The sequence below is a fragment of the Chondrinema litorale genome (assembly GCF_026250525.1).
Taxonomy (GTDB): domain Bacteria; phylum Bacteroidota; class Bacteroidia; order Cytophagales; family Flammeovirgaceae; genus Chondrinema; species Chondrinema litorale.
The window spans coordinates 53372-74142 of sequence record NZ_CP111056.1 but is presented as its reverse complement, the minus strand read 5'-3'; the positions used below and the strand labels follow the sequence as shown (position 1 = coordinate 74142).

At 38.5% G+C, this 20771-nt stretch carries 10 protein-coding genes; 9 read left to right on the top strand and 1 reads right to left on the bottom strand.

The window, feature by feature from the left end; genetic code table 11:
- The first annotated feature begins 170 nt into the window (after positions 1–170).
- From OQ292_RS34755 to OQ292_RS34745, 3 genes are read left to right on the top strand one after another with little or no spacing between them, the layout of a single operon-like run.
- Positions 171–3437, top strand: a complete 3267-nt coding sequence (locus OQ292_RS34755) for a SusC/RagA family TonB-linked outer membrane protein (RefSeq protein ID WP_284688893.1) — start codon at positions 171–173, stop codon at positions 3435–3437.
- 24 nt (positions 3438–3461) lie between these two features.
- Positions 3462–5129: a RagB/SusD family nutrient uptake outer membrane protein gene (locus OQ292_RS34750; RefSeq protein ID WP_284688892.1), complete on the top strand. Its 1668-nt coding sequence runs from the start codon at positions 3462–3464 to the stop codon at positions 5127–5129.
- 21 nt (positions 5130–5150) lie between these two features.
- Positions 5151–6506 carry a purple acid phosphatase family protein gene (locus OQ292_RS34745; RefSeq protein ID WP_284688891.1) on the top strand — a complete coding sequence of 452 codons (1356 nt, stop codon included), beginning with the start codon at positions 5151–5153 and terminating at the stop codon, positions 6504–6506.
- 65 nt (positions 6507–6571) lie between these two features.
- Here the strand turns inward: OQ292_RS34745 and OQ292_RS34740 are convergent, their stop codons facing one another.
- Positions 6572–7582, bottom strand: coding sequence for a LacI family DNA-binding transcriptional regulator (locus tag OQ292_RS34740; protein ID WP_284688890.1), 1011 nt, complete (start codon positions 7580–7582; stop codon positions 6572–6574).
- A gap of 178 nt (positions 7583–7760) precedes the next feature.
- On the opposite strand from OQ292_RS34740, the gene OQ292_RS34735 reads away from it, so the two are divergent.
- Genes OQ292_RS34735 through OQ292_RS34710 form a run of 6 tightly spaced genes read left to right on the top strand, consistent with a single transcriptional unit; the run spans position 7761 to position 20765 of the window.
- On the top strand, positions 7761–9416 hold the full coding sequence (locus OQ292_RS34735) for a sodium:solute symporter family transporter (protein WP_431733806.1): 1656 nt from the start codon (positions 7761–7763) through the stop codon (positions 9414–9416).
- Between the two features lie 49 nt (positions 9417–9465).
- Entirely contained in the window at positions 9466–11835 is a 2370-nt protein-coding gene (locus OQ292_RS34730; RefSeq protein ID WP_284688888.1) for an FAD-dependent oxidoreductase, read from the top strand.
- A gap of 40 nt (positions 11836–11875) precedes the next feature.
- Positions 11876–14884 (top strand): SusC/RagA family TonB-linked outer membrane protein, encoded by a 3009-nt coding sequence (locus tag OQ292_RS34725; protein WP_284688887.1) that lies wholly within the window; start codon positions 11876–11878, stop codon positions 14882–14884.
- Between the two features lie 23 nt (positions 14885–14907).
- Positions 14908–16641 (top strand): RagB/SusD family nutrient uptake outer membrane protein, encoded by a 1734-nt coding sequence (locus OQ292_RS34720; RefSeq protein WP_284688886.1) that lies wholly within the window; start codon positions 14908–14910, stop codon positions 16639–16641.
- 51 nt (positions 16642–16692) lie between these two features.
- The gene (locus OQ292_RS34715) at positions 16693–19296 is read left to right on the top strand and encodes a beta-L-arabinofuranosidase domain-containing protein (protein ID WP_284688885.1); all 2604 of its coding nucleotides are present in this window, start codon (positions 16693–16695) and stop codon (positions 19294–19296) included.
- Positions 19297–19304: 8 nt separating this feature from the next.
- Entirely contained in the window at positions 19305–20765 is a 1461-nt protein-coding gene (locus OQ292_RS34710) for a sulfatase family protein (RefSeq protein WP_284688884.1), read from the top strand.
- Positions 20766–20771: the final 6 nt, after the last annotated feature.

The window sequence follows — 20771 nt, the reverse complement described above, 5'->3', positions numbered from 1 at the left end:
AGAATAAGCTTACTCAATTTGCGGAGATAATGGTGAGGCAACGCAATTATTTCCAACTCCAACGAAGAAAAAAGCTCATAACTGAGGCAACAGCTATGAGCCAGATTTGACCCGGAGGCAACCGGATCAAACATCATTTAATAATCCATTACAACGAATAATAAGATTATATGAAGACAAATTTATTAAAAGTATTGATGATTGTATCAAAACAGATAATTTATATCTTTTGTATCCAACTGATTTCCTTACAGTTGCTGTTGGCCGATTCATTAAAAGGTCAAAAGCTGGAAGAAATTAAGGTGAGTGTACATGTAGAAGATTATTTACTTGAAGATGTTTTTAAACTTCTTGAAAGTAAAACAGGCTTTAAATATGGCTATCAGAGCACAGAAGGTGTGCACAGCGAGTTTATTACTTTAAGTATGCAGGCCGATTTGCGGAGTGTACTTGAGGAAATCGCAAGGCAGGCAGATGTGCGTTTTAAGCGCATCAATAATGTAATTTCGGCAGTAAAGGTTTCTGAGAAACAACAAGAGGAGACACTTGTATCCGAAGAGATTGTAATTACAGGAAAAGTAATCGATAATAAAACGGGCGAACCTGTAATTGGCGCTGCTGTTATCTTACAAGAAAACACCTCAGTAGGTACAATTACAGATATTAATGGCGGTTTTTCAATCCAAATTCCAGATGCGGGAGCTACTTTACTTTGTTCATTTATTGGTTATGAAACTGTCACTTTAAAAGTTTCAGGCTCGCAAGATGTGTTAATCAAAATGCAGGAAGATGTAAGACTGCTAGAAGATGTTGTGGTAGTTGGTTATGGTGTGCAAGAAAAAAGTGACATTACCGGTTCAGTTGGTTCTGTTTCTCAGAAGCGTTTGGAGATGGTGCCCAACCTAAATATTGCACAAGCTTTACAAGGTTCGGTGCCGGGTTTATTGGTACAACAAACCGGAGCAGGTGCAGTGCCAAATCAAACATTAATGATTAGAGGTAGAAACTCAATTCTAGCCGATAACTCACCTTTAATTGTTGTAGATGGAATTCCTTACTATGGCAACATTACCGACCTCAATGTGAATGACATCCAATCGATGGAAGTTTTAAAAGATGCATCTGCAGCGGCAATTTATGGTTCGAGAGGTTCTAATGGGGTTATTCTGGTAACTACCAAAACTGGAAAAACAGGCAAACCGCAAATCAATTTTGAAGCACGCTACTCTACGCAATCTTCTGTAAACGAACCAGATTTTCTTACTGGCGCTGAGTTTTACGAATACAAAATGCTGCGTGATCCATCCATGATTACAGATACAGAAACTCAAAATTATGAGGCTGGAATCACTACCGATTGGGTAGATTTAACTTTAAGAAACGGACAAAGCGAATTGTACGACCTTTCAGTTTCTGGTGGAACAGATCGTGTAAATTATTATGTGGGAGGTAACTATTTGGAAGTGGAAGGACTTTCCATCACCGATCAATACAAGAGACTTTCGGGCAGAGCCAATTTGGACGTAAAGGTTACAGACTGGCTAACTGTTGGAACCAGAACTCAGTTTACTTACGATGATAAAAGCGGATACAATATCGACTACGGCGAAGTATATCAGATGAATCCACTAATTGGAAATCCTTATATTGAAGATGGAGAGATTAACCTTTATCCATGGCCCGAATGGCCCGATGCCAACCCATTAGAAGCAATCAATTATCAGGATAAAGATTATTCATATCAGATGGTTACTAACAACTTCATTAATGTGGATATTCCATTTATTGATGGATTGAGTTACAGATTAAATACAGGTATCAGGAGAAAGTGGGCAGATCAACAATTGTATGCAGGTAGTAACACCACAGTAGGCATTGCCAATAATGGTTATGCGAACTTAACAGAAGATGATTACCAGAATAATGTTTTTGAAAACATCGTCACTTATAAAAAAGACTTCAATCGCCATTCTATATTTTTAACAGGTGTTTATAGTTACGAGGAAAATCAAAGATATCAGCAGGATTTAGAAGCAGTTGATTTCCCAAATGATGAATTTACCTATTACGGCATATCTCAAGCTTCTAATGTTATTGGAAATAATGATTATAGTCGCACAGCACTCATCTCTCAAATGTTGCGAGCCAACTATATTTTCAACGATAAATACATGGTTACTTTTACTGGTAGAAGAGATGGTTACTCGGGTTTTGGTGTAAGTAACAAATGGGGTATTTTTCCATCGGTAGCATTAGGCTGGAATATTTCAGATGAAAACTTTATGGCCGGTGCAGACTTTTTCGAATACTTAAAACTTCGTGCTTCTTGGGGAAAAAATGGCAACCAAGCGGTTGATCCATATGCTTCTATTACCAGAATGTCTGATAGAAATACACTTTCAGGCGATAATTCAATGGTAGGTTATATACCAAGTGTAGTTGGAGATGAAAACCTTGGATGGGAATCTAGTGAAACCATCAACTTAGGATTAGACTTTGGTTTGTTTGATGGAAGAATTCAAGGTGATTTTAACATCTACAAAACCAAAACTTCAGACTTATTACTTAACAGAACAATCTCGTCAATCCACGGAGTTAATCAAATTACCCAGAACATCGGTGAAACAGAAACCAGAGGAATAGAATTAGGCTTACAAGGTACAGTGGTTCAAACTCCTCAGTTTACATGGTATGTTAATGGTAATTTAGCAACCAACAAAAACAAGATTCTTTCACTTTACGGAGAGTTGGATGAAAACGGAAATGAGATTGACGACTTGGCTAACTCTTGGTTTGTAGGCCAGCCAATTAGAGTGAACTATGGTTACAGAATGATTGGTGTATGGCAGTTAGATGAAGCAGAAGAAGCCGCAGAATGGAACTCAGAACCAGGCTTTGTAAAACTAGAAGATGTAAATGGTGATGGTCTAATGACAGCTGAAGACCGCCAAATTATCGGGCAGCAAGACCCAAAGTTTACATGGGGTTTGAGCAATTCATTCACGTACAAAAATTTCACTTTAGAAGTATTCCTGCATGGAGTTCATGGAGCTACCAGAAGAAACAACCTAATGCGTGAAAATGTGGGTGCTGAGATTAGAAGAAATGTAATGAAAAAGGATTGGTGGACAGAAGATAATCCTACAAACGCTTATCCAAAAGTAGATATCAATGCATTTGCAATGGGTGGAGCAGGAGGAACAATTTACGAAAGTGCCAGCTTCATCAGACTAAAAGATATTTCATTGGCTTACACTTTTCCATCATCCATACTGGAAAAATTAAAGCTACAAAAACTTCAACTTTATACAACTGGGAGAAACCTTTTAACCATCACAGATTGGTCTGGCAACGATCCAGAACTAGACCTCAATGGAGAGCCGGGTATTGTGCCGCTACAGCGTGAATTTACATTTGGTGTTAAACTCGGATTGTAATTTGAAAACTTTAAAATTCTAGAAATGAAAAAGATCATATATATACTCATTTTTATTCTCACATTTACCGGAGCTTGTAACGAAGATTTACTCGAAGAAAATCCTCCAAATGTAATTTATGCAGAAGATTTATATACCGACTACGATGGTTTAGAAGCAGGTGTAAATGGTTTGTATTCTCTAATGAGATACGAGCGTGAAGGCCTTGATGCCAGTACAGATTTAATTACTGATATGACAATGGCAGGCACCGATATAATAGTTGCTAATCATGGAGGAAAAGCCTTATCGAGTATATCGCGAAACTGGGCTTCATACAGCACACCATCCACCGGATTTTATGAAAATGCATTTTTATGGTTATATCAGATTGTAAATGCGGCTAATACCATTATTGCATCAGTAGAAGAAAATAGCGAAAGTATCGACTGGTCTGGTGGTGATTTAAGTGAAGAAGAGAATAAAAACTTAATATTGTCTGAAGCCAAAGTGGCAAGAGCTTACGCATATAGACATTTAACATATAACTGGGGAGATGTTCCATTAAGTTTGGAGCCATCAAGTGGTTCATCAATCAAAACAAACTGGGAAAGAACAGCCGTTGAAGAAGTAAGAGCACAGATAATTGCAGACTTAGCATTTGCAGAACCAAACATTCCAGAAGAAGGCTCAAGTTCTGGTAGAATAACCAAAGGTGCAGTACAGCATTATTTGGCAGAAATTTATCTGGCAATGAACCAAGCAGACAGTGCACTTTATTGGGCGAATCAGGTAGTAAACAATCCGACTTATGCGCTTATCACGGAACGCTATGGAGTAGCAATGGCCGAAGATGGAATTGCTTTTATGGATATGTTTAAAGCTGGTAATACCAACCGAGAAGAGGGCAACACCGAAGCTCTATGGGTATTCCAGTTTGAAAAGAATAAGTTAGGTGGAGGAGAATATCCTATAATGGCGATGCACCATACTTCTCGTTATCGCGGTGGTGATCTGGATTTAACGGTTACTGCTGATAGAGGTGGTTATGGAAATGGAAGGGCTTCACTTACCCAATGGGCACTTAATAATTTTGATGATGCTAATGATGATCGTGGTTCTCACTTTGCCATCCATAAATATTTTGTATTGAGAGATGCGGCAGGTAATGCCCCTTATGGTGGTGCAGATCCATTACCAGAAGGAATGAATTATGGTGATACCATCTTTTTAGATTGGAGTGAAGATATCTCTACAGAACATAATGGTGTAGAAGAATGGCCATTTAGTAGAAAATACGATTGGGCAGATTCTGACGATCCTGTTGGAAACAGGGAGTCTTGGTACGATCAAGTTTATTTGAGGGCAGCAGATACCTACTTGCTTAAAGCCGAAGCCGAGTTTAAATTAGGTGATGCACAAGCGGCAGCAAATACCATAAATATCATCAGAAATAGAAGCAATGCATCGGATATTACTGCGGCAGATGTAGATATTGATTTTATTCTGGATGAAAGAGCAAGAGAGTTGATGGTGGAAGGTCCGAGAAGATACACCTTACTCAGAACCGGTAAATGGGCGGAAAGAACCATAATGTACAATCATAACGGTGGTGAAACAATTAATCCTGAACGAGATATATTATTACCAATACCTCAATCTGTATTAGATGCCAACTTAACCCTCGAAATGAGACAAAATCCGAATTATTAATTATATAAATTAGACGTGCAAATGACTAAAAACCTAATTTTAATAGGTGCATTCTTAATCATTTTCGTCTCTTGTCAAAAGGTGGTGAGAGACGAATTGGTGAAGGAAAATGTGCCAGAACTTCCGCATCATGTAAAACTTAGTTGGAAAACATCGCCTGAAACAAGTCAGGCGGTTTCTTGGCGAACAACCGATAAAGTTACCAAAGGAGTAGTTGAATATGTAAAAGCTACAGCATCACCTTTTTTTGAAGATGATGTAAAAACAATTACAGCCAAAACAGATACCCTTACTTCAGACGATGGCACTTGGGCTTACCATCAGGCAAATATTACTGGTTTGCAACCTGCCACTACTTATTCTTACAGAGTAGGCGATGGAACCAACTGGTCAGAATGGACAGAGTTTAGCACAGCATCAGACAAAAACGAACCATTCACCTTTTTGTATCATGGAGATGTGCAGCGCTTTATTTACTCGAAAGGTAGCCGAACCATTCGCGAAGCCTATATTCAAAATCCGGATGCAAAGTTTATGGTTTTTGGAGGTGATTTGGTACATAGAGGAAAGAAAAACATCGAAAACTGGGGAGAGTTTTTTCCTGCTGGTGGTTTTGTTTTTCAGAAGTTGCCAACCATTGCCACTCCGGGAAATCACGAGCATTATAACCCTAAAGCAGGGATGGACTTGGTAGACTTATGGTTTTTAAATTTTGAGTTCCCAGAAAATGGTCCAACAGGCCACGAAGAAGAAACTTTCTATTTCGATTACCAAAACATGAGGATTATTTCTCTCAATCTTTGCCGATATAATAATGAGGAAGACCGCAAAGCCATTTATGAGTGGACAGAAGCCAGACTAAAAGAGTTTACTGGCGACTGGGTGGTAATGACTCATCACTATGGTATGGAAGCTTTGGCAAGAAACAGAAAACCCGGTATCAGATTCCCAGATTTAAAAGAGCTGTACGAAAAATACGAGGTAGACTTGGTACTTGCCGGGCACGAACATTTGTATGCCAGAGGTAGAATGGATGCTCCTTTACCAGTTCATGTAATTTCAGTTTCTGGACCTTTCCAAAATGCCATTCGTTTTGCCAATTGGATTGAAAGAGCGGGAACCAACCTACAATTGTATCAAGAAATTCATGTGAGTGCAGATACATTACACTACATTACCAAAACAGTACTTGGAGATGTTTACGATGAATTTAAAATTGGCAAAGATGCGAATGGCAAGAAAACATTTATCGAAAGTGATAACTTGCCACCAGAATCTTTAATACCCACTTTAAACTTCGGAGACCGCTACGATAAAGAGTTGGTCGATTCTTACGAAGATGATAAGAAACGATATTTAGAGAAGAAAGAATTATAATAAATTCAAAAAAAAATCGGACTTGATAATGAGTCAAAATTAAAATGTCAAGTCCGATATTTTAATCACCCTCTTTGAGAAGAAGTCCTAACAACCAATTTACCATCGAGTTTAATGGTGTTATCTTCTGTTTGCTTTTCATTGAGTTGTTCGAGTAGCAAATGAGCGGCATGGTAACCAATTAAGTTGGTAGGTTGTGAAACGGATGACAGGGGAGGGTCAACTACCTCAGACCACATGGCTTCTGAAAAACCGATAATGCAGACATCTTCTGGGATTCTTTTACCCGCATTTTTTAATGCTTTAATAGCTCCAATAGCAGTTGGGTCGTTGGTAGCAAAAATTCCATCTGGGCAAATACCTTTGTCTAGTAACTGTTTCATCACTTTTTCACCTTCGTCAATCATAAAACCTGTTTCAATAATACAGTCATCGTCATAAGGCAAATGGAATTTATTCATGGCTTTTTCATAGCCTCGTATTCTTTCTCTAGAAAGACTCAAGTGTTTGTATCCTGCCAAGTGGATAATGTTTTTGCAACCTTGTTTTATCAGGTGTTCTACCGCAAAGTAAGACCACTTAAAATCATTGAATATGACCTTTGGTGCTTTAATCATTTCATTTACCCGATTAAAAAACACCATAGGCATGCCCTTGTCATAAAGCTTATTGTAATAATCTATGTTTTGGGTTTCGCGAGAAAGTGAGATCAATAATCCATCAACCATGTTTTCTTCCAACTTTAACACATTTTCCATCTCCGTTTCGAAGCACTCGTTAGATTGCATAATGAGTAACTGATAACTTTCTGCTTGTAACACATTTTGCATCCCCATGATGATCTGCGGGAAAAAGTCATTGATAAACTCTGGAATAACCACACCTACTTGAAAAGTTTTTTGTTGGTGTAAGCGCTTTGCTACTGGGTTCGGGTGGTAACCCATTTCTTTAGCAGCTTTTAAAATCTTGTCTCTGGTTTTGGTGCTAATGTCGAATGTATCGTTCATCGCTCGTGAAACTGTGGAGACAGAAACATTCAATTCGCGAGCTATGTCTTTGATAGTTATGTGTTTCATTTTCAATATTACTGTTTATCAGTCTTAGTATTATTCTAGTTCATTCTCAGCATCTAATATACGAATTCGGAATCGTTTCCGAAAATCGGAATCGTTTCCGAAACAAGATTTTTCGGGCTAATTAATATCCGATATAAGCGAATAGCTATATTAGTTCCACAAATGAAAATGAAAACTCGTGTATACTACTGACCTTATAGTATTATTTATTTTTGCGCTAATTGTATTTATTACTGGTATGTCTTTTTCCTCCTCAGGCAAAAGCATGAAAACCTTTTTTGCCGCCGGCGGAGCAGTTCCTTGGTGGATAAATGGTCTGTCCTTATTCATGAGTTTTTTCTCTGCGGGTACTTTTGTTGTCTGGGGTTCTATTGCCTATTCGCAAGGAGCAGTGAGTTTGAGTATTCAATGGATGATGTGTTTAGGAGGTTTATTAGTGGGAACTTTTATAGCTGCTCGCTGGCAAAAAACAGATTCGCTTACTGTCGCAGAATACCTTACAAAACGCCTTGGTTATAAGACACAGCGCATCTACACGTGGCTATTCTTATTTATTTCAGTATTTACAACAGGTGCGTTTTTGTATCCTGTAGCTAAAATTGTAGAAGTTTCAACAGGCATAGATATATCACTTAGTATAATTATTTTGGGCTTGTTAATTACCATATACACAGCCACTGGCGGTTTATGGGCAGTAATTGTTACTGATGTATTACAGTTTGTGGTGTTGAGTGCAGCAGTAATGATTGTGGTACCACTTTCATTTAAAGCTGCTGGTGGTTTTTCTAACTTTTTGCATACAGCACCTGAGGGTTTTTTCAGCTTAACTAACAACGAATATACGGGAAGTTTCCTCATAGCATTCGGTTTGTATAACCTAGTTTTTATTGGTGGCAACTGGGCATATGTACAGCGATATACCAGTGTTTCTGCTCCAAGAGAAGCCAAGAAAGTAGGTTGGTTATTTGGTGCTTTGTATACTGTTAGCCCAATTATCTGGATGTTACCGCCAATGTTGTATCGCATCATTCAACCGGAGTTAAATGGATTAGCAGATGAAGGTGCTTATTTAATGATTTGCAAACAAGTAATGCCTGCCGGATTATTAGGTTTGGTTTTGGGCGGAATGGTATTCGCCACAGCCAGTTCGGTAAATACCACACTCAATATTTCAGCGGGGGTGCTAACCAATGATTTATACAAGCACTTTGTACCAAATGCTTCTGACAAGAAGTTGATGAGATTCGCCCGTTTTGCAACTGGATTTTTCGGAATTTTTACTATTATGGTTGCTTTGCTGGTGCCTAAGATGGGAGGTATTGTAGAAGTTGTTCTAAGTGTGGCAGCCATTACTGGTGGAGCTATGTATTTGCCACCAGTTTGGTCTTTGTTTTCTAAAAGGCAAACTGCTTTGAGTATTATCAGTGCTACAGTAATTTCATTATTGATTAATTCCTATTTTAAATTTTTAGCACCAACTCAATTAGGAATTACCCTTAGTCGAGAACTAGAAATGGAATTGGGTGTAGGCTTACCTGTAGTAATTCTCTTGCTTTGGGAAATATGGTTTCTATTTAAAAAGGGAGCTGCAAGCAGCGATTATAACAAAGAACAAACAATTGAAGCAAACACCACATCTCAACAGCTCGAAGAAGAAACAGAAGAGCAAAATACAAATAACCGAGAAGGTGTAAAAAAGATTGGTATGGGTATGTTGGCAATTGGTGTACTCATGCTGGTATTGGGCATATATGCTTTTGAGCCATATGCCATAGTTACTGGAATAATTCTAAGTGGTTTAAGTAGCTGGATAATTTTTAAACAGAAAGCCTAAAGCAAAATGATTTAGGAGTACTTAAAGGGATATTTTCAAATAAGATATTATGATAAAATCAGCATTTTCGGCAAAAAAGCGGGACGCTAAACTTGTATCTATACAAACCCAGCTTGCTATAACAGGAGGTGGATTATCGGGTGTATGTGCTGCCATTACTGCTGCTCGCGAGGGTGTAAAAGTAGTGTTGGTACAAGACAGACCAGTATTGGGAGGGAATGCTTCCAGTGAAGTAAGACTTTGGATTTTAGGAGCTACTTCGCACATGGGTAATAACAATCGTTGGTCGCGAGAAGGTGGTGTAATTGATGAAATTTTGATTGAGAACCTTTATCGCAACAAAGAGGGCAATCCACTTATTTTGGACACTATAGTGCTAGAGAAAGTAAAGGCAGAAAAGAATATCACTTTGCTGCTCAACACCATGGTGTACGATTTGGAGAAAGAAGGCGACAATCGCATAAAAGCCATTAAAGCTTTTTGTAGTCAGAACTCAACTGAGTACCTTATTGAGTCTCCATTGTTTTGTGATGCATCGGGTGATGGAATTATAGCATTTAAAGCAGGTTCACCATTTAGAATGGGAGCAGAAAATGCCGAAGAGTTTGACGAAGGCTTTGCACCTAACATAGAAGATTATGGAGAGTTACTTGGACACTCCATGTATTTTTATACCAAAGACACAGGCAAACCTGTAAAGTTTGTAGCTCCCGATTTTGCACTAAAAAATATTGGAGAGTTACCGAGAATGCGCAACTACCAAGTGCAAGACGATGGTTGCAGACTTTGGTGGGTAGAGTATGGCGGCAGACTCGATACAGTGCATCAATCAGAAGATATTAAATGGGAACTTTGGAAGGTTATCTATGGCATTTGGGATTATGTAAAAAACAGTGGAGAGTTTCCAGAAGCAGAGACCTTAACCCTCGAATGGGTAGGTACAATTCCCGGTAAGCGTGAGAGTCGCCGATTCGAAGGAGATTATATACTTAAACAAGCAGATGTGGTTGAACAACGCCAGCATCCAGACTTAGTGGCTTATGGTGGTTGGTCTTTGGATTTGCACCCGGCTGATGGGGTTTACAGTGAAAAAATGAGCTGTAATCAGTGGCATAGTAAAGGAGTTTATGGAATTCCATATCGTTGTTATTATAGTAGCGAAATTGAAAACTTGTTTTTGGCAGGTAGAATCATTAGTGCTTCGCATGTAGCTTTTGGTTCTTCAAGGGTGATGGCCACTTGTGCTCATGGTTCGCAAGCTGTAGGTATGGCAGCAGTACTATGCGCAAAGAAAGAACTATTGCCAAGAGAACTTTCAAATCCGACTTTAATGGCGGAGTTGCAAAGCAAATTGAATTTGGCAGGGCAGAGTATTCCTCACACAAGAATACCTGAATCTAAGAACTTACTTACTTCTGCTGTTATCGAAGCTTCGAGTACCTATAAGCTAAATGAACTACCTTTTAATGGTCCTTGGATTTCTCTTAAACAAGGAGCTGCTCAGTTATTGCCAATTAGAAGCGGTGAACGTTTAAAAGCAAAACTGCAATTACGTGCTCAAACAGATACCTACATTCATGTGGAATTGCAAGCCAGTCAACGTTTGGGAAATTTCACACCAGATATGTTACTGCATGAGAAAACCATTTACCTAGAAAAAGGAGAGCAATTTATTGAGTTAGATTTTACTACAAACCTAAATGTAGACCAATATGTCTTTTTGCTTTTTAGGGAAAATGAGCAAGTAGAGATAAGGAGTTCATTAACTAGAATGACGGGTCTGCTCAGTGTTTTCAACAAGTTTAACAAAGCAGTTTCAAACTTAGGTAAACAAGAACCAGAAGAAGGTTTAGGCATAGATACTTTTGAATTCTGGACACCAGAAAGAAGACCTGCCGGACATAATTTAGCAATGGTTTTACAAGAACCTTTAAAGCTATATCATCCAGATTATTTAAGAAATGGGAAAGTAAGACCAGAAACAAAAACCAATGCTTGGGCTGCTTCTTTAGATGATGCAAATCCTGTTTTAAAATTCAAATGGGATACACCAAAAGAGATTCGCCAGATACGCTTGTTTTTTGACAACGATTTCGATCATCCCTTAGAATCTTCTTTAATGGGACATCCCGAAGACATGATTCCATTCTGCATTAAAGATTACAGAATTAGTGCAGTGCAAAACGAAAGTGAGCAATCAGAAAAACTAGAAATAACCACCAATATGCAGTATCACTCAGAAGAAGTAGCAACACTTACTGAGAAATCTGCAAAAATCATCATAGACAAAAAAGGAAATTACCAGACTATCAATACAATCAATTTTAAGCAACCACTAGTCACCAGTCAGATAGAACTTCAAATAGCACATCCGTCATCAGAAATACCTGCTGCCTTATTTGAAGTAGTGATCAGCTAAGCACTAACAACAATAATATTAATTGTAAAAAATATGTGAAATGAAAAGAATTCTAACTATTATGCTGATTTTGTCAGCAACGCTGGCATTCGGTCAACAGCAGATTAAAGGGGTAGTTACTGCTGAAGAAGACGGACTACCTTTACCAGGAGTAAGTATCTTGATAAAAGGAACAACTACTGGAACCACCACCGATTTCGATGGTAATTTTTCACTGCAAGTGAGTCAGGGAGATATATTGTCATTGAGTTATATCGGATATGTAACCAAAGAAATTACAGTTGAAAATCAGACTAGTATAAATGTTTCTTTAGAAACCGATCTCGATCAATTAGAAGAAGTTGTGGTAATTGGTTATGGAGAGCAAAAGAAAGTAAACCTTACCGGAGCAGTTGAAACCATTGGCAGCAAAGAATTGGTGAAACAACCCGTTTTCCAAACTTCGCAAGCTTTAGTAGGTTTATCGCCGGGTTTAACAGCAATTCAATCTAGTGGTCAACCCGGTGGCGACCAAGCAACCTTAAGAATTAGGGGAGTGGGTTCTCTAGAAGCTTCAAACGATCCATTAATCTTGATAGATGGAGTTGCCGGAGACATCAATGGTATCGACCCGAATGATATTGAGAGTATTTCTGTATTGAAAGATGCTGCCGCTGCTGCCATTTATGGTTCGCGTGCATCTAATGGTGTTATTCTCGTAACAACCCGTAGAGGGAAATCTGGTGAGTTTACCGTAAGCTATAATAACTACCTCGGTGTCCAGAAAATCGCTGATGTACCAGAGTATGTTGGAGCACTCGACTTTTTGAGAATCACTAATACAGATCAAGCAGTAATTGATAATTACGCAGCCAATATGTCAAGCAATCCAGACCTTTATCCAGATACCGATTGGCTAGATTTACTGTTTTCAGAAAATGGTTTCCAGCAGTACCATAATGTAAGTGTTAACGGAGGTACAGAAAAGTCTAAAGTGTTGGCTTCGCTAGCTTATACAGATCAAGGAGCAAATGTGGTGAACTATACCTTTAAGCGTTACAATGGTCGCTTTAACTCAGACTTTAAATTTAATGATAAGATTGATATGAATTTTGATGTCAATTTTAGAAAAGAGTTAACAGCATCACCAAGTGCAGGACTAGCAGAAATTTTCAGACAAGCTTATAGAGTAGATCCTACACAAGTAGCCTATCATTCTGATGGTTCTTGGGGTGATGGCTGGGGTGGACAAAACCCAATTGCTGCTGCTCACGATGGAGGGCAAAACAAAACAGAAGACAACTATTTTAGAGGTTTAGTTAAAGTTAACTACAGACCAGTTAAAGGCCTTACTTTAAGTATGATGTATTCTCCTGAACACAGGGATCAATTCAGAAAAAACTTCTTAAAGTCTTATACCACTTATATCGATTGGGATGCTAAAACAACCAGAACTTATCCTAACAGAAACAGATTAGGAGAGGCAAACCTAAGATGGTTCGAAGATAACTTTAACGCTTTGGCATCTTATACAAAAACATTAGGAGAACACGATTTCTCAGTTTTAGGTGGATACGAATTTATTAAATCTAAATACACATCATTCGGTGCTTCCAGATATGATTTTATCATTCAAGAATATCAAGAGCTAGATGCTGGTTCTGCAGAAAGTGCACTTAATAATGGTAGCTCTACACATTCAGGTTTATCTTCTGTGTTTGGTAGATTTAGCTATGCTTTTAAAGGTAAATACCTGTTTGAAGCCAATGTGAGAAGAGATGCTTCTTCAAGATTTGCACCTGAAAACAGAGTATCAGTTTTCCCTTCATTTTCTGCCGGTTGGAGAATATCGGATGAGGCCTTCTTTAGCGGAGTTGATTTCATGAATAATTTAAAACTGAGAGCATCTTGGGGACAATTGGGTAACCAACAGATTGGTAGTGATTTTCCTTACGCATCTAATATAGCTTTAGGTGGTAGCAATTTTATATTTGGTGGAGTAATGGCGACAGGAGCTACACAAAATGTGCTAGCAAATAGAAACATTAAATGGGAAGTTACAGAGACTAGCAACATTGGTATAGATGCCGGATTCTTCTCTAATAAATTAACTTTCTCAGCAGATTACTACATCCGTAAAACCAAAGATATTTTGTTGGAATTACCAATACCTGCTGTAGTTGGGCTTCAACCATCTATCCAAAATGCAGGTAACATGGAGAACAAAGGTTGGGATTTATCATTGGGTTGGCAAGAAACCAGAGGTGAGTTTTCTTATAGTGTAAAACTGAATGCATCTGATGTGCAAAACGAAGTAACAGATTTGGCAGGTGTAGGTCCGATTATTAGTGGTAACTCTATTATTGAAGTAGGCAGCCCAATGGGTAGCATTTACGGTTACGAAACACAAGGCTTATTCCAAAGCGAAGACGAAATTAGCGATGCTCCTGCACAGTTTGGTTCTTTGCAGCCGGGTAACATCCGTTATCGCGATCAATTAACAGTAGACACCGATGGCGATGGCATAGCAGATGCGGCTGATGGTGTAATTAATGCAGACGACAGAGTAATTTTAGGTAACCCTTTCCCTCGTTTAACTTATGCGCTTAATCTTTCAGCAGAGTACAAAGGCTTCGATTTGTCAATCGCTTTCCAAGGTGTGGGCAAAAGAGATGTATTTTTACAAGGTGATGTAGCATGGGCATTATTCAATGCAGGTAAAGTACAGAAATGGCATGTAGAAGAAACTTGGACACCAGAAAGAACAGATGCACAATATCCAGTTTTAATTGCCACCAGTGCTGGTAGTAACGATGCAAGAGCAAGTAGCACTTGGATTTTTAATGCAGCTTACCTTTCACTGAGAAATGTAACCTTAGGTTATACATTGCCGCAACCAGTTTTAGACAATATCCATTTAAGAAACCTCAGAGTTTTCTTTGCCGGACAAAACCTCTTCAACTTTAACAAACTACCTGATGGTATGAATCCACTTACACCAAATGGTTCTTCTGGAGCAATGTATCCAATTGTAACTTCTTACACAATGGGTGTAAATGCTACTTTTTAATGAATAAGTAAATATGAAATATCATGAAAAAGAAAATATATATATTATCATTACTTACACTGCTATTCACATTTGTGTCTTGTAACGATCAAATTCTCGATCTGGAATCTTTAACTGAGCCAACAGATGCTACTTTTTTCTCCAATGAACAAGAACTTAATTTAGCACTTACCGGAGTGTATAATTCATTGGTTTGGACAGGTGGTTATGGTTTACCAGTACAAGTAAATATGGATAATGCTGCTACTGATATTGGATTGGTAAGAGGTGGCTATCTTGGTTTCGATGAGTTAGGAGCAGGATCTCATTCAGCATCAACTGGTGGTTTTTCTTCAGTGTATACCTTTTTGTATCAGGGAATAGGCAGAGCAAATAACCTCATTAATAACCTAGATAGAGCTGCTGATTTAGTAAGTGAAGATAGATTGAATGAAATTAAATCTGAAGCAATGGTTTTAAGAGCTTATTATTACCATTATCTTACTGAGCTATTTGGTGATGTTCCTTATACAGAAGCATTGGCTGTTTCGGTGGAAGATGCTTTATTACCAAGAGTAGCTAAAAGCGAAGTGGTTGATAATATGTTATCAGATTTAGAAGCATCGATTCAATTCTTGCCTGAAACTCCATCTGAAGCGGGTAGAGTATCTGCCGATTTTGCTGCGGCACTTTATGCTCGAATTGCATTATACAATGAAAGATTTACCGAAGCAGCGACAATGGCTAAAACGGTAATAGATCATGGTAATTTCCCATTGCACTCAGACTATGAAGAGTTGTTTACACCAGCAGGAGAGTATTCTTCAGAGATTATGCTTAGAATGCCATTTGCAGATGGATATAGAACTACTCAATTTCCAAGAGCACAAGGATCAAGAAATAGAGGGGCTTACAGTACAGTTGTGCCCACACAATCTATGATAGATAGCTACGAAGCTACCGATGGTTTACCAATTGATGAGTCAGTAGTTTACGATCCAACTCAGCCGTTCGAAAATCGCGATCCAAGGTTAAAAGCTTCTATCATAACACCACAAAGCGAATGGGCAGGACTCATTTTCGAAAGTCATCCAGATAGCCTAACGCTAACTTTAGCCAATGGAACTTCGGGAGGTTCTAATAATGATTCGAGAACAGTAATCTGGCCAGCTGCATTCTGCGGATACTTATGGAAGAAATATACCGATGAAGCTGCGCAACTTGAAAACCAAGTTTGGAGTGAGCAAGATTTTATCTTAATGCGCTATGCAGAAGTATTGTTAATCTATGCTGAAGCTAAAATTGAAGCCAATGATATTGATAATACAGTGCTTGATGCGATCAATCAAGTAAGAGCCAGAGCTTATGGAGTTGATGTGGCCGATGTAGCAAATTATCCTGCAATCACTACTACAGACCAGAGTGCGCTGAGAACAATTATAAAAAGGGAAAGAAAGGTAGAGTTGGCAAATGAAGGTTTCCGCTTGTTCGATATTAGACGTTGGGAAATTGCGGAAAAAGTGATGCCAGTTACACTATACGGAAGAATCTTGGATGAAGCAAATGCTACAATGGTTCCTCAGATTGATGAAGACGGTTTTGTTTCTTACAGCGGTATTGAAAGCCAGTATGATTTAAATACGGATGCTCGCTTCCCAAATGCACAGAATAGAATATTTACTAATCCGAGAGATTATTTGCTGCCAATTCCACAATCTGAAATTGACACTTATGCAGGTAATGGAACTACGCTTGAGCAAAATCCCGGAGGATATTAATCGATAATTGGATTAGCAAAATGATATAGGAATGAATTTATAAACTCAGCGATGCAAAAATTAACTTCAGGAAAATACTTCATACTTGTAATACTTATATTCTTTTTCATTTCATCATGCAAAGAGAAGAACCAGCTTGAATCTGCTTTGGTAGTGCTAGACTGGGATCAGCAAAATGACGGATGGCATTTATCAAATATTGCATGGAAAGATACTCCCGGGCAGGCTTCTGCCTTCGGGAGTTCTTCTGGAAAATACACTTTCCTGTATGCGAAGGAGAAGCCAAAAACCGTGTCTGATACCATTATGTATGACAATGCCGGAAAGCAATTTCCCGGAGAAGAATTTACCTACTTGTTTAACAAATGGAAAAGTGTGGTAAGTCCTGTTGCCATGAACACAGCCGGAGAAGAGGTTTCTTTCTATCCAGAAACAATGGAAAAGAAAGAAGGAAGTTTGGTGTTTTCTAAAGAAACCGATTTGGCAAAAGTGGAAGCCGAATGGAAACCTGCTACCGATTTTCCTGAAGATATTTTGATAAACATGAAGCTGACAGCAAAGCAAGCTGGCTGGTTTTCTTTGGCATCACCAACTATTGCGACTTTACCAACATCAGAACTGGAATGGGGAATTGTTCCCGGCTACTACCAAGGCAATAGTTTAAATCCTGATTTAATATTGTCACTGGGTTATGCACAAGGTTTACCAGAGATTCCATATATATGTCAAGATAAAACCATTACAACTCCTTCAGCATTTATCACAAACAAGCAAAAATCAACTTTAAGTGTGATTTTGGAGCCCGGTCAGTCAAGACACCCTTGGGCAAAAGATGGAGATGAAAGTACACATAACAATAATAGAACTGGTTTTTCGCACATGAATCGTTCTGGAGAATTAAGCCCTACAGCGTATGTACCCTTGTTAAGTAGTTCAGAAGCAGAGTTAAAAATCGGTGATGAGATTACGGCACAATTCAGAATTAGCTTATCGCAAAAAGGATGGTTCGAAGCATTAAAACATGCGATGGATGATATCTATCAAACCAAAGATAAACTAGCCATAAAAAAGAATACACAATCCTTAAGTCGAAGAGTGGAAAGGATGCTCGATTTCTCACTAGATGATAAAACTTCTATGTGGCAAGAAGATGTATTTCAAGGAGTGAAATTAGGGGCACAATCTTATTTGGGAACTGTGATAGGGGCGGATAAAGATGCCATAAAAAATTCTGACATTGGAGCTATGTGGATGATGGCAGAACTTACCGGAAACGAAGAACTCAAAGAGAAGAGACTGCCTTTGGTTCGCAATTTTAAAATGATGCAACAGGAACCGAACAAAGGTTTTTTTTACGGTGCAGCAAGAGGTCAGTATTATTTAATGAAAAGTGACAGATGGGTAGAAGAGTGGGGCAGCCACATTGAGCCGACAGGTTTGATGTATTACACTTTGTGCGATTTAGGTAATATTCTGCTTTTTGAAACTGAGGATAAAGAATTGAAAGGTATGTTTAGAGCCGGTGCAGATCGACTCTTAGAATGGCAACAACCCGAAGGAAATTGGGTAGCTGGTTACGACCACAAAACAGATAAACCAGTATTTAACGATTTATCTGATGTAAGACCGACTTTCTATGGATTAATTGCCGCTTATAGAATTTTAGGTGATGAGAAATACCTAAGTGCAGCCCAAAAAGGGGCCGATTGGATTTTGGAGAATGCAGTTGAAAAAGGTCATTTCTTAGGCGTTTGCGGTGATGTTCGCTTTGTAAATGATTTTGCCACTGCACAGATTGGTCAAGGTTTGTTGGATTTATGGGAAATTACTGGCGATGAAAAATATTTGGATGGAGCGGTAAAAACTGCCGAAATGTATACTACCTCGATTTATGCACATCCGGTACCAACAGAGAAAGACAGGTTAGTAAAAGGTAGAGAATTAAAAGACTGGCAAGTGACACAAGCCGGTTTAAACTTCGAGCATGGTGGTACTATTGGTTCAGCCACAGGAGCCGGCCCGATTCTATTGGCTTCGCATGCGGGTTATTTTCTTAGAATTGCCCAGATCACAAAAGATCCATTTTTTGCCAATGTTGCCCGAGCAGCAGCTTGGGGCAGAGATGCCTTTGTCAATTCTGAAACCAGTGTGGCTTCTTATTACTGGAAGAGCTTTAATAATGGTTCTGGTAGATTCCCGCACCATGCTTGGTGGCAGATTGGTTGGCTTATGGACTATTTGGTAACAGAAGCTGAATACAGAAGCAATGGAGCAATCACTTTTCCATCGGGATTTATGACTGCCAAAGTTGGCCCGCATCAGCCATTTGGTTTTGAAGAAGGCAGTATTTATGGTGAGCCAGTTTCACTTTCTTTCCATCCAGAAATGGTAGGTATAAAAAATCCATCAGTAGATGTACTTACTGCAAAAGGAACAGATAATAGCTTTTATTTTATCTTTCTCCAAGATGCAACTGAAGCTTTAAATGAGTCGGTAGAATTAAAAATGGAATCCATATTTGGTGATCAAGCTTTTAAAGCGGAATGGTATAATCCTGCTCAAAAAGTTTATGAAGCAACTAATTTGGAAAACAACTCTGTGACTTTAGAAATAGATGGAATTGGATTAAAAGTATTAAGATGTAAACTAGAATAGTAAATGAAATGAAAACTAAAATCGGGTTATTACTCTTAGGATTTCTAGTTGCTGCCTGTGCTCAAAGACATGGAAAGCAAGAAGCCGAAAAGCGCCCCAATATTCTCTTTATAATTGCAGAAGACCTTTCACCAGATTTAGGTTGTTATGGAAACGATCTGGTAAAAACTCCTGTGCTTGATGCATTGGCTTCTAATGGCATGCAATTTAGTGCTGCCTATGTGGTGGCTCCGGTTTGTGCGCCAAGTAGAACAGCCATTGCAACAGGTATGTATCCTTCGAGTGTGGGTGCTTTTCATATGCGCTATCCGGATGAGCTTTTGCCCACTTTGCCAGAAAATGTAAAAACATTGCCGCAAATTTTCAGTGAAAATGGATATGCCACAGCCAATATCAAAGATGAAATAGGCAATGGCAAATACGATTGGTTATTTAAAGTAGCTCCTGAGCAGAAGTTTGAATTTGAATCTTGGAAAGAAATTGCTGAGCAAGAGAACCCATTTTTTGCTATGGTTTGCAGTTTTTATACACACCGCGATTTTGCAAAGGCAGAAGAAGGCCAGTTTGATCTGGAAAAAATCCCGATACCTCCGTTTTACCCTGATCATTCTGTAACCAGACGCGATTTTGCGGACTATTATGCAAGTATCGAAAAACTGGATATACAAGTCGGAAAAGTAATGGACAGTTTGCAGCATTATGGATTGGCTGAGAATACAATTGTTGTTTTTATTGGCGATCATGGTAGACCTATGAGCCGCGATAAAAATTATAATTACCTCACAGGTTTGCAAGTGCCATTAATCATTTCAATTCCAGAAAATCTACAAAAACCCAAAGAATATCAAAAAGGTGGAGAGTTCAATAGAAGAGTAAACAGTATTGACTTGAGTGCTACTTTTTTAGATATGGCTGGTATCACAGTTCCGGAAAATATGCAAGGGCAAGTTTTCTGGGGTGAGCATCAAAAACCAGAAAGTGAATTTTTGTATAGTGCGACTGATAGAATTGGTGAGACGAATTTCAAATCGCGAAGCATCTTCAACAAAAAATACCATTACATCAGAAATTACAATCACGATTTTTCGGTGAACAGTTCGGCAACGGCTTACAGAAAAGCCAAGCATCCGATCTATCAATTATTAAACATACTGAATGAAAGAAGTGAGTTAACAGCAGCCCAAAAAGCATTGGTAGAAGAAATGCCAGCAGAAGAATTGTATGATATTGAAAATGATCCTGAAGAGATGTATAATTTGGCCGAAAATCCAGAATACAAATCGATATTGGAAGATATGCAAGCAGGAATGGATAATTGGCTAAATCAAATTAATGATAAAGCTTTGGGAGAAGATAGCCAAGAAATTGTGGATGCTTTTAATGCTTATGGAGATACTTCAAGAGCAAAGTATAAAAACTTGGAAGCTAAATTAAAAAAAGAAGTAGAAGAGGTGGTTGGTTTACAATGAGACTAA